1 protein-coding gene is annotated in these 223 nt (G+C 49.8%); it reads left to right on the top strand.

What is annotated here, in order from left to right; genetic code table 11:
• Positions 1 to 223 (top strand): transposase (locus PGS25_RS15425; protein ID WP_270419402.1); only part of this gene is annotated, 223 nt, incomplete at both ends.

The following is a 223-nucleotide window of genomic DNA, read 5'->3' as shown; positions in this document are numbered from 1 at the left end:
AACCGGTATGACTACAAGAACAAGGACACGGATAACGGCCGGAATGGGCATAGCAGAAAAACCCTGCGCACCAGCTTTGGCGATGTAGAGGTATCTGTGCCGCGGGATCGCAAGAGCGAATTTGACCCCAAGGTGCTGAAGAAAAATCAGACCAGCATCAGCCAGAACATCGAGGATATTTTCATTGCCTGTACGGATAATTTAACCGGTTTTTCTGCGGCGA

Origin of the sequence: Butyricicoccus sp. AM78-15b2TA (assembly GCF_027665985.1) — a bacterium.
In the GTDB taxonomy this organism is placed as follows: Bacteria; Bacillota; Clostridia; order Oscillospirales; family Butyricicoccaceae; genus Agathobaculum; species Agathobaculum butyriciproducens.
Note: the sequence above shows the minus strand (reverse complement) of the source record. Positions and strands in the feature narration are given on the sequence as shown.